The following is a 12,637-nucleotide window of genomic DNA, read 5'->3' as shown; positions in this document are numbered from 1 at the left end:
GTCCCCGTCGCCTTTCGTTATCTGTCTGCCAGGGCCTGCGATATGCCGCCGGCTTTCGGGGTAGGATTGGACAATGAGAAATATTCGCATCGTATTGTGGGCTGTCGTGCTCGTTCTCGCCGGTGTCGTCAGCTGGTTGACGATCGAAATGACGAAGACGCGTAATGAAATGGTGGAGACGGCCTATGGCGTGCCCTTCCAACTCACGGCGCAAAACGGCCAGCCGATCACCGAAAAGGCCTTTCAGGGCAAGCCGACAGCGCTGTTCTTCGGTTTCACCCATTGCCCGGAAGTTTGCCCGACAACCCTTTTCGAGCTGAACGGCTGGATGGAGAAGGTGGACCCGGCCGGCGACAAGTTGCAGGCCTATTTCGTCTCCGTCGATCCCGAGCGGGATACGCCTGAAATCATGCAGCAATATGTCTCCAACGTCTCGAAGCGCATCACCGGCATCACCGGCCCGGCGGACAAGATCGCCGAAACGCTGAAGGGCTACCGCATCTATGCCAAGAAGGTGCCGGTGGACGAGAAGGATCCGAATGGCGATTACACCATGGATCACACGGCGTCCGTCATCCTGCTCGATGCCAATGGCCGTTTTTCCGGCACCATTGCTTATGGCGAAAACCCGGAAGTCGCCGAGCAGAAGCTCCAGAATCTTCTGAAGGGCTGATAGAGGCGGCATAATTGCGCCGGGCTTATTGGACTGGCCGAGGTTTTGTGGCAAAGGCAAGAACAATAACCTCATCCAGAGAAAGCAGCCCGCCGTGAGCGAAATCCGACTTTACGTCACCACGACCGAAATCCAGGCGGGTGAAATCCTCGATCTCATGTCGGACTATTTCGGCGAGGAGGATGTCGCGATTGCCACGACCGAGGTGGATGAGAAGCGCGATATCTGGGAAGCCTCGGTCTATCTGATGGCCGAGCAGGAGGAAGAGTTCCGCGAGCGTGTCAGCGCCCTGCTTGCTCCCGCCTTTCCCGATCTCGTCATCGAGAAGGAGACCGTTCCGGATGTCGACTGGATCGCCAAGTCGCTCGAGGGGCTGAAGCCGGTCAGGGCAGGGCGCTTCATCGTCCATGGCGCCCATGATCGCGACAAGGTGCGGGCGAACGATCTGGCAATCGAAATCGAGGCCGGACAGGCTTTCGGCACCGGCCATCACGGCACGACGGCCGGCTGCCTTGAGATGATCGAGGAGGTTCTGCGGGCGCGGACCGTGCGCAATGCACTCGATCTCGGCACCGGTAGCGGCGTTCTGGCGATTGCGGTGCGCAAGATGCGCCCCATTCCCGTGCTGGCGACGGATATCGACCCCATCGCCGTCAAAGTGGCGAAGGAGAATGTGCGGCTGAACGGCATCGTCTCCGGGATGGCGCTGGAGACCGCGCCGGGCTTCCACTCGGACGCCTTCCGCAAGCATGGCCCGTTCGATCTCATCATCGCCAATATTCTGGCACGGCCGCTCATCAAGATGGCGCCGCAGCTCGTCACGCATCTGGCGCCCGGCGGCACCGTCATCCTGTCAGGCATTCTGGCGTCGCAGCGCTGGAAGGTGCTTTCCGCCTATAATGGCGCCCGGCTTTCCCATGTCCGCACCATCTGGCGCAACGGCTGGGTCACGCTGCATTTGCGCAAAGACTGAACCAGCGGCAACATTCCTTTCGGGCAAAAGAAAAGGCGGCGCTTTCGCGCCGCCTGGAAACCCGCGAGCATGGGAGGAGCTTGCTCAAGCGGGTCGACGTATTCCTGTTCGGCACGGTGGAGGGAGGATCGCCGCGCCGGACGTCATCAGAATACGTAGCTGGACTTTGCCTTGCGACGCAGATCGGCGCGGTTCATGCCGAGCGCTTCGAGCGACTTGTCGTCGAGGTTCAGAAGGGCGGCGTTGACATGGCGGCTGACCTGACGCTCGCGTGCTTCAACGACGCGATCGAAGGCGGTGCGGAGGAAAGATTTTGCCATTGCTTCAAATCCTTGTTTGCCAGGAGAGTGTCTCTCTCGCTGTGTTGATCTGAAGATAAGCGATGTGTTTTTGTTTAGTTAGAGGGGATATCTCAGGGTAGATATGCATTTGGCGCATGTCACTTTGCCTTGAGTATTACTTATTTCGCAAAAGCTGCACAATTTATCGCCGCAATCCGGTCTGTCATATATGGCTTGAAACCGGCTTTGTCCGCATGGCATTGTCGTTGTGCGCCAATTATTTGACGGCGCAACCTTGCAGCTTTTCTCATGACAGTTCCCGAAAGACGCCCATGTTCCAGACCTTCGAAAACAAATCCGCGCCGCAATTTGGCAAGGCCCGCGTCGAGGCGCTGCGCGCCGGTTTCGATGCCCTTGGTATCGACGGTTTTCTGGTGCCGCGCGCCGATGAATATCAGGGGGAGTATGTGCCGGAATGCGCCGAGCGCCTGTCCTGGCTGACCGGCTTTACCGGTTCCGCCGGCATTGCGCTGGTGACGCGCACGGAGGCGGTGGTTTTTGTCGATGGCCGTTATACGACGCAGCTCAAGTCACAGGTCGATCAATCGATCTTCAGCGGCGGCGATCTGGTTGGCGCGCCGCCCTCCGTCTGGCTGGCCGAGCATGCTCCACAGGGTTTCCGGCTCGGCATCGATCCGTGGCTGCACACCGGCGCGGAGTTGAAGCGGCTGGAAAAGGTGCTTGCCGGCAAGGGCGGCTCGGTCGTTCTCCTGGAAAAGAACCCGCTCGATGCCCTGTGGCGGGATCGCCCCTCCGAGCCGCTGGAGCCCGTCGTCATCCAGCCCGAGGCCTTTACCGGCAGGCTGGCGAAGGAAAAGATCGCCTCGCTGGCGGAGACGGTCTCGGCAAAGGGCGCGGATGCCCTGCTGGTCACCGATCCGTCGTCCATCGCCTGGATTTTCAATATTCGCGGCAACGACGTGCCGCATACGCCGCACCCGCTCGCCCGCGCCATCATCTATGCCGATGGCAGGGCGGATATTTTTCTCGACAAGCGCAAGACCGGCATCGAGACTGAGGCCTATCTGGCGCAGCTCTCGACACAATTGCCGCCGTCGAAGATCGCTGACCGTCTGCATGCAATCGCCAGCGCCAAGGGCCGCGTCATGGTGGATGCCGATCTGACCCCGGTGGCGCTGACCGGCGCAATCACGGCGGCGGGCGGCTCGCTGATAGAGGAGGCCGATCCCGTTCGCCTGCCGCGCGCGCGCAAGAACAAGGCGGAGCTTGCCGGCTCGGCAGCCGCCCATGTGCAGGATGGCGCGGCCATGGTCGAATATCTCTGCTGGCTGGACCGCCAGCAACCGGGCAGCGTTACCGAAATTGCCGCAGTCAAGGCGCTGGAGGCCGCTCGGGTCAAGGTGGGGCAGGGGCTGCAAAACCCGCTCAAGGACGTGTCTTTCGATACGATTTCAGGCGCCGGCGAACATGCCGCCATCATCCATTACCGCGTCACCACCGATACCGACCGCACGCTTGCGGACGGCGAGATGTTCCTCGTCGATTCCGGCGCGCAATATGTCAACGGCACCACGGATATCACCCGTACCGTCGCAATCGGTGCCGTTCCGGAAGAGCAGAAGCGTTTCTTTACACTGGTGCTGAAGGGCATGATCGGCATCAGCACCGCACGGTTTCCGAAGGGAACGCGCGGTTGCGATCTCGATCCGCTGGCGCGCATCGCGCTCTGGAAGGCGGGCGCGGATTACGCCCATGGCACCGGTCACGGCGTCGGGTCGTATCTTTCGGTGCATGAGGGCCCGCAGCGCATTTCGCGGCTTTCGACGCAGGAGCTTCTCCCCGGCATGATCCTGTCCAATGAGCCGGGTTATTACCGGCCCGGCGCTTTCGGCATCCGCATTGAGAACCTCATCTATGTATGCGAGGCGGAGGAGGTGGCCGGCGGCGACCAGCCGATGTTCTCCTTCGAAACGCTGACCTGGTGCCCCATCGACCGCAGGCTGGTCGTCGCCGCTCTCCTGACCGATGAAGAACTGGGCTGGCTGAACGCCTATCACGCCGGGGTTCTGGAGAAGCTTTCTCCCTTGATCACCGACGAGGAGGTTAGGGCGTGGCTCGTTGCCGCGACGAAGCCATTGGGGCGGGTCGCTTAAAGCAGCCCGAAATGCCTGATGGCGATGACGATGGCCCAGCCGATGGCGAGCATCGTCAGGCCGGGAAAGCGCAGGCAGACCAGAAGGGCTGCCACCATGCCGATCTTCACCTCGTATCCGCCTTCGAAAAAGGCGGGTGCGACGAGCGTGGTCAAAACCGCGACGGGAACGGCGTTCAGTCCCGCTTCCATGCGCGGCGGGATGGATTTCATCCGCGTCATCAGCACATAACCGCCGATGCGGGTCAGATAGGTGGCGATGGCGGCGAGTGCGATCAGGATCAGCGTATCGGCGTGCAGCATGTCGCTCATGGCGTTTCCACCCTGCTTTCAGAATTCGTCCCGTCGTTCGGCTTCGGTGGATAGAGGACCGCGACGAGAATTCCGGCGACGGCGCCGAGGCTGACATGCCATGGCGAACCGACGATGTGATAGGCAACCGTTGCACCGACCGCGCTTGCCAGCATGACAGGGTAGAAATTCTCCCGCTGGCGGAAGCTCAAGACCATACCCATGAAATAGATCGGCAGCAGCACATCGAGACCGATGGCTTTGGGATCGCCGACCATATTGCCGAGCGATGCGCCGAGAATGGTCATGGCCAGCCACAGCACATAGACCGGCGCTGCAAAGCCCATGTACCAGGAAAAGCCGACCGTGCCGGTATTTTCGTATTTCCTGACCGATTCGGCGAATTGCGGATCGACCAGTACGAAGAAGCCCGCGGCCTTTTGCAGGAAAGACCAGTTCGAGATCATCCGGGCAATGGCGGCCGAATAGAGGATATGGCGGAAATTGACGGCGAAGACGGATAGAACGATCAGCCAGGGGGCAACCTTCTGGCCGAACAATTCGATACCCACGAGCTGGCTCGCGCCCGCATAGACGGTGCCGCTCATGATCGTGGCTTCGGTGACGCTGAGCCCGTTATCGACTGCGACCGCGCCGAACAGCGCACCGAAGGGGGCGGCGGAGAGGGCGATCGGGAAACCGCTCTTCAATCCCTCGCGAAAATCTGCATTGAACATTTCTGGAAACTCCTTGCCCGCCGCTCTATCGCCGTCCCGCCCGGCTGGCAAACGAATTGCATGAATGGATCGATTGATTCCCTTGAAGCTTCCGTTACGGTAACGCCCCATATGGCCGGTGCCGGACGGACGGTTTCACCGCCTTCCTCCCGTACCCCTCAACAGTCAGACGATGGAAGATCGATGCTGGAAAAGCAGGAAAAGGCCGCCCTGGCCGCACGTATCCGGGACTATCTTGCCCGGGAGACCGAAGCCGAAATCGGCCATCTGCAGGCGGAAATCTTCGTGGATTTTCTGGCCGAGGAGCTGGGGCACGTTTTTTATAATGAGGGGCTCCGGGATGCACATGCCGCGATCCTGAGACGCCTTGAGGATGCAGCAGGCGATATCGACGTGCTGGAGAAGCCGAAGCCGCGCTAAACTAGTCCCGCAATATGTCGCGGCTTTTGAGAATGGCCGCGCCTTTTTCCCGCATCGTCGAAATCGCGGCCTTGATGCCCTGCGGGTCGATGCCGCGGCTGGCATCTTCGATGAAACGGACATTCACACCGGGCAGCATGTCGAGGGCATCGAGCACCGAAAAACTGACGCAATAATCGGTGGCAAGGCCGCAGACGTCGAGTTGCGTGACACCCTGACGGCTCAGATAATCGGCCAGTCCCGTCATCGCGCCCTGGTCATTGTCGCGAAAGGCGGAATAGCTGTCGACGGCGGGGTTTTCGCCCTTTTGCTGAATATAATCGAAGGCGTCCGTCTTGAGGTCGGGATGGAATTCCGCATCCGGCGTGCCCTGCACGCAATGGTCCGGCCACATCATCTGCGGTTTGCCGGAGAGTTCGCCCATGTCGAAGGGCTTCTTGCCGGGATGCTGGGAGGCGAAGCTGCCGTGATTTTCAGGGTGCCAGTCCTGCGAGGCGACGATGAGATCGTAGCCGCCATTGTCGATCAGGGCATTGGCGATGGGCACGACCCTGTCGCCATCGGCAACGGCCAGATTGCCGCCCGGGCAAAAACCGTTCTGGATATCGATGAGCAGCAGCGCCTTCATGATGTGCCTCCCTTTTTAGGGCAGGATGCCAAGCCGGCTTTAACGGATCAAGCCCCTTTCGACCTATCCGGCAGGCACGGGTGTTTCGGGCAGGGGCTTGCCCTGTCGCAGTCCTGCCGCATTTGCAGCAAATTTCCGGCCAAGTCGGAATTTACCTGACAATGCGGCGACGGAAATTTTTTAGGCCGATGACGACCCTTTAAGGGGCATTTCCCGGGAAGATGCAGTGCGGATGCACGCAGTCTCGGCGCAAGTCATTGTTTTGCCTTCGCCTTACAATGCGCAGACCTTAACGAATTATTTTTGCAGGGACTCGTAAACACTTTGGTTACCATAATTCGTCATGCTTCGAACCAGTCAGTTCCGAAACCGGCGTGGTGTTTGCCCGCCCTTCGGATGTCCCAAAATCCCTCCGGCGTCGGCCGGGTGTGCGTGAACGGTTCGAGTAACGAGTATCATGGCGTTTTCTGCTGCGGCCTATAATGGCGCCGGTCTTGCCGGTTCGTCTTCCGTCAAGAGAGGCAAATCCTTCGCGTTCGGCCGAATGTCCGCCCTTCTCGGCGGCGGCGCCTTTGCCGGCCTTTTCGCCTTCGCCGCCTTTGCCTCGCTGCACGGCATGGCCGCCGCTTCGCATGGTGTCGGGCAGTTTGAAAAGACGTTGGTGACGCGATTCGCTTCCACTGAGACGGCAATTGCCCACGCGGCCGCGCGGGATATTCACGTGCGCAAGTTTTCCCGCCTGAGCGACCACAGCCATGGCCAGCAGAAGGCGGTTCGCCTCGCCGGCATCATGCCCGAGATCGGCGCGAAGGAATTCGGCGAGCGCTTCGGCGCGGCTGCCAACGCAAAAGGGCAGGCGACCGTGAAGCAGCTTGCCGCGCTCAAGCCGTCGGCGATCGTCGATTCGGCCCTGGGTCGCACCTCCGAGGTTGCCTATCAGAGCGCCGTTCCGCAGCACCCGGCATTTGAAGTGGCGTTGGCGCGGCCGCAGATCGAGGAAGAGGCAAGCAGCCTGCTGCCCGATGATGTGCCGCTGCCGAGCTTCCGTCCCGAGGTTGCGACGGCTCAGACGGTCGAGCCGTCACCGCGTCCCGCGACATCGTCCAAGACCGAGGAACATGTTCCGGTCGTCGCTTCGGCACCGGCTTTCGATGCGCCGGTTCCCCTTCGCGCGCCTGCGCCGCCGAAGCAGAGCACCGGCGCCATGCTCGCCTTTGCAAAGCCTGACAATCCGATGCGCGAGCCGAGCAAGATGGATGCGGTTCCATGGCCGGATCGCGGTAATGGCACGGCGATCTACGATATTTCCTCCGGCGTGGTGCACATGCCGAATGGCGAGAAACTCGAAGCGCATTCCGGCATCGGCAAGATGCGCGACAACCCCGATTATGTGCATGTGAGAATGCGCGGTTCGACGCCGCCTTCCAGCTATCGTCTGACGATGCGAGAGGCGCGGTTCCATGGCGTCGAGGCCATTCGCTTGACGCCGGAAAACGGCGTCAACCCGCATGGTCGCGACGGTCTTCTGGCGCATACCTACATGCTGGCGAAACGCGGCGAATCGAATGGCTGCGTGGTGTTCCGGGATTACCCGCGCTTCCTTGCGGCCTTCAAGCGCGGCGAAGTCAAGCGCATGGTGGTGGTGCCGAAGTTGAACGGCAACCGGCCGACGCTTGCGAGCAGCGGCGGTAAAAGCGGCGGCAAGACTCTGCTCGGCATGTTTTCGCGCGGCAGCGATTCCTGAGCTTTCCGCATTTTCCTGATGCAAAACCGCTTCGCACGTTTACTGGAAATGCTCTAGCGACCGCGCTGCTGTGTCAGCACCATGCCGGCGAAGATGAGCAGGATGCCGAGTGCGCTTGCCCAGAGTTTCGGCGGATGATCGCCAAAAAGATCGAGAACCACGCCTGAGACCATCTGGCCGCTGATGACCAGAAGGGCGGTATTGACCGCACCGATGCGCGGAATGAGCCAGCTTCCCGAAGCGATGAAGACGACGCCGATCGGCCCGCCGATAAAGGCAAGCCAGGGCGCATCGGCCGCGCCCGGCGGAATGAGGCCGCCGACGATGAGGCCGATGACCGTCAGCACGGCAAAACCGACAACGTGGTTCCAGAACGATGCGATGAGCGGCGAGTTGGACAGGCTGAGGCGGCCGTTGATCTGGCGGCTCAGCGCCACGAAGACGCCGCCGGTAAAGGCCATGGCGATCCAGACGATCATGCCGTTCTCCCGACAAGGATGATGAGGGCGCTGCCGCAGAGAATGAGCGCCACCGCCGCCATGTCCCGCAGGTCCGGCTTTCTTTTGGGCAGGCCGAAGAGGCCGAAAAGATCCGCCAGGAGGCTGAAGATCACCTGTCCGCCAAGCCCGAGCGCAATGGTGCCGGAAAGCGCCAGCGGCGAATTGACGGCGGTGGAGGTGAGGATGACGATGGCCGCACCCACGACCCCGCCGCAATAGGCCCAGAGCGGCGCTTTCGGTTTTTCTGCCGCGCCTTCATCTTTCTTCGGACGCATGATGGCGAGATAGATCAGCGCCGCCACCGTGCCGGTGCCATGCGCCGTCCAGGAGGAAAACAGCGCATTGCCGTAATGGGCAAGCTGACCGTTGAAATGCACCATCAATGTCAAAAGGCAGCCGCTGGCGAAGGCGGCGGCAAGATGCAGCGGGTTGAGGCGTGGATGCGTCGTGTCTGTCATGGCGGGCCGGAAAGCTGAAGATGGAGACGAGCTTTAGCCCATATGTGCCTGAAGCGGAATCGAATTGCACCGGCTCACCGTTTTAGACGACATTATCCTGTGCGTTGCGGAACAAGCAGTCCGGCCACGCATTATTCCACCATGAAGAAAACGACGCGCAAACCATTGAACCGGATGACGATTTTCGTCATTTCTATTTTCATTCTCGCAGCCGCGGTCGCGGCGATCTATCTCGTCGGCTTCACGCCCGGCGAAGTGTAAGACGGATCGATCAATGACCGGCCGGGGCGGTCTTGCCCTTGCCGCGCTCCATCGCAACGCACACTTTGGCGACGGCGAAGCGAATGCCACGCAGCAGGAACCGGCTGGTTTCCAGATAGGCGCGATAGGGCAGAACGGTGAAATAGCGCCAGCGCGGCAGGCGGTAGATGCGCAGATTGTTCTGGATCTGGCTTTCCCCATCCGCATCCTGCGTGGCGCAGAGCGGGTAGAGGAAGGCCGCCTTCAGCCCCGCGAGATATTCCAGATCGAATGCGATGTCATAAGCGAGCCGCATGGGGATCAGCTTCGATATCCATTTTCCGGCGCGACGGTTGACGAGATAGGCTCCCGACCCTTTTTCCCGCGTGATGGCAATGGCGAGCGAACGACCGTTGGAAAGCGGGCGGAACGGGAATTTCCGGCCATTGCTGACCGTCGTGAGCCGCAGCAAATCCCAGTCGCCGCCATTCAGCACCGCCTCGTCGATGGCGTTGAGAAAATCATCGTCGAAGACCACGTCATCCTCAAGGATGAGCGCGATATCGGCATCGCCCGCCATGAATTTATTGGCGCAGGCGACATGGCTGAGATAGCAGCCGATTTCCGGCGGCGAGGTGCGGCGGCCATGCATGAGCATGTAGGAAATCTCGCTGAATTCCGGGATGGGGTAATTCAGTTCCCTGCCATTGACGCCGGGGACACGCTCCGCCTTGAGCCCCATGGCGTCGAGGCGCGCGGTCATATCCGCGAGGCGTTTGGTGGCGCTGTCCATATTGATCAGGAAAACGGCGAGCCTGCGCTGGCTTTTCGGTAATATATGCAAAGCTGTCCTCGCCAGTTCCACTTCCCCATTGCAACTCCTTTATTGCAACGGCATGACGCGGGCTATGGAAAAAGCAGCCTTCAGGCACTCACGGTTGTCGAATCAGACCTTTTCCACAAATCCGTCCAGCACGCGCTTCTGGCCGGCGCGATCGAAGTCGATCGTCAGCTTGTTTCCTTCGATGGCGGAAATATTGCCATTGCCGAATTTGAGGTGGAAGACGCGGTCGCCGACAAAAAATTTCGATGGCGTGTCGGCGACGGATTTCGCCACCAGTTCGCCGTCGATCGTGCGGGTGCGCGGGCCGCTTTCGCCATAACCGATGCGTTCGACCGCATGGCCGGAGCGGGTGCCCCAATTGTCACGGGTGGCGTCGCTGCGGTTCTGCTGCGCGCGCTTCCAGCCGGGGGTGGAATAGTTGTTGGTGAAAGGATCGGCCTTGTCGAAGCGCGATTGGCCGTAGCCGCCGCGTCCGCCATAACCGCCGTAATTGCTGTCGGATGCCGCAACGTCCACATGGGCGGGCGGCAGTTCATCGAGGAAACGCGAGGGCAGGGTGGATTGCCACAGCCCGTGAATGCGCCGGTTCGAGACGAACCAGATATGGCAAAGCTTCTTGGCGCGGGTGATGCCAACGTAAGCGAGGCGGCGTTCTTCCTCCAGGCCGGAGCGCCCGCCTTCGTCCAGCGCGCGCTGGTGCGGGAACAGGCCTTCTTCCCAGCCGGGCAGGAAGACGGTGTCGAATTCCAGACCCTTGGCGGAATGCAGCGTCATGATGGAGACGGCATCGAGATTTTCGTTCTGTTCGGCATCCATGACGAGGGCGACGTGCTCAAGGAAGCCGCGCATGCTCTCGAAGGCCTCCATCGAGCGGATGAGTTCCTTGAGGTTCTCAAGCCGTCCGGGCGCTTCGGCGGTCTTGTCGGCCTGCCACATGGCGGTATAGCCGCTTTCGTCGAGAATCTGCTCGGCAAGCGTGGTGTGCTCGGTGTTTTCCAAGAGGCCCTGCCAGCGGCGGAAATCCTGCACCACATCGAACAGCGCCTTGCGCGCCTTCGGCTTCAGCTCGTCGGTCTCGATGATGTCGGCGGCCGCTGCCAGCATCGGAATATCGCGGGCGCGGGCATAATCGTGCAGGTTACGGATCGTCGTATCGCCAAGACCACGCTTCGGCGTATTGACGATGCGCTCGAAGGCGAGATCGTCGGCCGGCTGGCAGACGAGCCGGAAATAGGCCATGGCGTCGCGGATTTCGAGGCGCTCATAAAAGCGCGGACCGCCGATGACGCGGTAATTGAGGCCAAGCGTGACAAAACGGTCTTCGAATTCGCGCATCTGGAAGGAGGCGCGAACGAGGATGGCCATGTCGTTCAGCTTGTGGTTCTTGCGCTGGAGCTGCTCGATCTCCTCGCCGACGGCGCGGGCTTCCTCCTCGGAATCCCAGGCGGCATGCACCACGACCTTTTCATCGTCGGGGCTGCTGCGTTCGGTGAACAGCGTCTTGCCGAGACGGCCCTCATTATGGGCGATCAGATGGCCGGCCGCGCCGAGAATATGCTCCGTGGAGCGGTAGTTGCGTTCGAGCTTGATGACCTTGGCGCCGGGGAAATCCTTGTCGAAGCGGAGGATATTGTCCACTTCCGCGCCGCGCCAGCCATAGATCGACTGGTCGTCGTCGCCGACGCAACAGACATTCTGCGGTTCACCCTTGGCGCGCTGGGCAAGCAGCCTCAGCCACATATATTGCGCAGTATTGGTGTCCTGATATTCGTCCACCAGAATGTAACGGAACTTCTGGTGATACTCCTTCAGAATATCGGTGTGGCGGCGGAAGATGCTGATCGGATGCATCAGAAGGTCGCCGAAATCGCAGGCGTTCAGCGTCTTCAGCCGGTTCTGATAGGCGGTGTAAAGTTCGCGGCCCTTGCCGTTGGCGAAGGCGCGGCTGTCGCCCTCCGGAATGTCCGGCGGCGTCAGGCCCTTGTTCTTCCAGCCGTCGATCATGCCGGCGAACTGCTTTGCCGGCCAGCGCTTGTCATCCAGACCTTCTGCCTGAATGAGCTGCTTGATCAGCCGCACCACGTCATCCGTATCGAGAATGGTGAAATCCGATTTCAGGCCGACGAGTTCGGCATGGCGGCGCAAAAGCTTGACGCCGATGGAGTGGAAGGTGCCGAGCCAGGGCATGCCCTCGACAGCGCCGCCAACGAGAACGCCGATACGTTCCTTCATCTCGCGGGCAGCCTTGTTGGTAAAGGTCACGGCAAGAATCTGGCTCGGATAGGCGCGGCCGGTGGCGAGAATATGGGCGATGCGGGTCGTCAGAACGCGGGTCTTGCCGGTGCCGGCGCCGGCGAGCACGAGAACGGGTCCGTCCAGCGTTTCCACGGCCTCGCGCTGTTCTGGGTTGAGGCCGGAAAGATAGTCGGGCGCAGCACGCGTCTGATCGCGCGCCGCCATGGCGCGGGCGGCAATGCCGAGCCCGCCGCTGCTTTCCGCACCGGCATTGTTCGTTGCCCTGCGCGGTGCGGCGGGTTCCTCATCGAAGAACGGCATATCGTCAAAACTGTTGCTCATGCGGCCCAATGTAGTGATTCGGGATATAAAGGCCAGAACCGTGTTCTGCTTTTATTCCGGTATCAACCGTCAAAACGCCCATTCCAAGGCATTTTTTC

Annotated in this window: 13 protein-coding genes; 5 read left to right on the top strand and 8 right to left on the bottom strand. The window is 60.8% G+C overall.

Going from position 1 to position 12,637, the window contains the following annotated elements; translation table 11 throughout:
• The first annotated feature begins 73 nt into the window (after positions 1-73).
• On the top strand, positions 74-673 hold the full coding sequence (gene sco, locus I3J13_RS10760; protein ID WP_003522341.1) for a cytochrome oxidase assembly protein Sco: 600 nt from the start codon (positions 74-76) through the stop codon (positions 671-673).
• Between the two features lie 94 nt (positions 674-767).
• The gene (locus tag I3J13_RS10755; protein ID WP_065655958.1) at positions 768-1,646 is read left to right on the top strand and encodes a 50S ribosomal protein L11 methyltransferase; all 879 of its coding nucleotides are present in this window, start codon (positions 768-770) and stop codon (positions 1,644-1,646) included.
• 146 nt (positions 1,647-1,792) lie between these two features.
• Here the strand turns inward: I3J13_RS10755 and I3J13_RS10750 are convergent, their stop codons facing one another.
• Entirely contained in the window at positions 1,793-1,966 is a 174-nt protein-coding gene (locus I3J13_RS10750; RefSeq protein ID WP_003522343.1) for a hypothetical protein, read from the bottom strand.
• A gap of 293 nt (positions 1,967-2,259) precedes the next feature.
• Here I3J13_RS10750 and I3J13_RS10745 point away from each other — a divergent pair, with 293 nt between their 5' ends.
• Positions 2,260-4,101 (top strand): aminopeptidase P family protein, encoded by a 1,842-nt coding sequence (locus I3J13_RS10745; protein ID WP_196378769.1) that lies wholly within the window; start codon positions 2,260-2,262, stop codon positions 4,099-4,101.
• Here the strand turns inward: I3J13_RS10745 and I3J13_RS10740 are convergent.
• Together I3J13_RS10740 and I3J13_RS10735 are read right to left on the bottom strand one after the other, a co-directional pair.
• Positions 4,098-4,412 carry an AzlD family protein gene (locus I3J13_RS10740; RefSeq protein ID WP_196378768.1) on the bottom strand — a complete coding sequence of 105 codons (315 nt, stop codon included), beginning with the start codon at positions 4,410-4,412 and terminating at the stop codon, positions 4,098-4,100. The two genes, I3J13_RS10745 and I3J13_RS10740, sit on opposite strands and share 4 nt — an antisense overlap.
• Positions 4,409-5,128 carry an AzlC family ABC transporter permease gene (locus I3J13_RS10735; RefSeq protein ID WP_174057057.1) on the bottom strand — a complete coding sequence of 240 codons (720 nt, stop codon included), beginning with the start codon at positions 5,126-5,128 and terminating at the stop codon, positions 4,409-4,411. The genes I3J13_RS10740 and I3J13_RS10735 overlap by 4 nt, the downstream gene beginning before the upstream one ends.
• Before the next feature lie 183 nt (positions 5,129-5,311).
• Here I3J13_RS10735 and I3J13_RS10730 point away from each other — a divergent pair, with 183 nt between their 5' ends.
• Positions 5,312-5,548: a DUF2164 domain-containing protein gene (locus tag I3J13_RS10730; RefSeq protein WP_003522348.1), complete on the top strand. Its 237-nt coding sequence runs from the start codon at positions 5,312-5,314 to the stop codon at positions 5,546-5,548.
• A 1-nt stretch (position 5,549) separates the two neighbouring features.
• Here the strand turns inward: I3J13_RS10730 and pncA are convergent, their stop codons facing one another.
• A complete protein-coding gene (gene pncA / locus I3J13_RS10725) occupies positions 5,550-6,176 on the bottom strand; it encodes a bifunctional nicotinamidase/pyrazinamidase (protein ID WP_196378767.1) in 627 nt (208 codons plus the stop codon).
• A gap of 457 nt (positions 6,177-6,633) precedes the next feature.
• Between pncA and I3J13_RS10720 the strand changes: the two genes are divergently transcribed.
• Positions 6,634-7,920, top strand: a complete 1,287-nt coding sequence (locus tag I3J13_RS10720; RefSeq protein WP_196378766.1) for a DUF2778 domain-containing protein — start codon at positions 6,634-6,636, stop codon at positions 7,918-7,920.
• Positions 7,921-7,973: 53 nt separating this feature from the next.
• Here the strand turns inward: I3J13_RS10720 and I3J13_RS10715 are convergent, their stop codons facing one another.
• The 4 genes from I3J13_RS10715 to I3J13_RS10700 form a co-directional block, all read right to left on the bottom strand.
• Positions 7,974-8,399 (bottom strand): DMT family transporter, encoded by a 426-nt coding sequence (locus I3J13_RS10715; RefSeq protein WP_196378765.1) that lies wholly within the window; start codon positions 8,397-8,399, stop codon positions 7,974-7,976.
• Complete coding sequence (locus I3J13_RS10710) at positions 8,396-8,878, bottom strand: DMT family transporter (protein WP_196378764.1); 483 nt, start codon at positions 8,876-8,878, stop codon at positions 8,396-8,398. The genes I3J13_RS10715 and I3J13_RS10710 overlap by 4 nt, the downstream gene beginning before the upstream one ends.
• A 271-nt stretch (positions 8,879-9,149) precedes the next feature.
• Complete coding sequence (locus I3J13_RS10705; RefSeq protein WP_196378763.1) at positions 9,150-9,962, bottom strand: glycosyltransferase family 25 protein; 813 nt, start codon at positions 9,960-9,962, stop codon at positions 9,150-9,152.
• 102 nt (positions 9,963-10,064) lie between these two features.
• Positions 10,065-12,539 (bottom strand): ATP-dependent helicase, encoded by a 2,475-nt coding sequence (locus I3J13_RS10700; protein WP_196378762.1) that lies wholly within the window; start codon positions 12,537-12,539, stop codon positions 10,065-10,067.
• Positions 12,540-12,637 lie beyond the last annotated feature (98 nt).

Origin of the sequence: Agrobacterium leguminum (assembly GCF_015704895.1) — a bacterium.
Classification (GTDB): Bacteria; Pseudomonadota; Alphaproteobacteria; order Rhizobiales; family Rhizobiaceae; genus Agrobacterium; species Agrobacterium leguminum.
The sequence above is the reverse complement of the archived record's forward strand: the minus strand, read 5'-3'. Positions and strand labels throughout refer to the sequence as shown.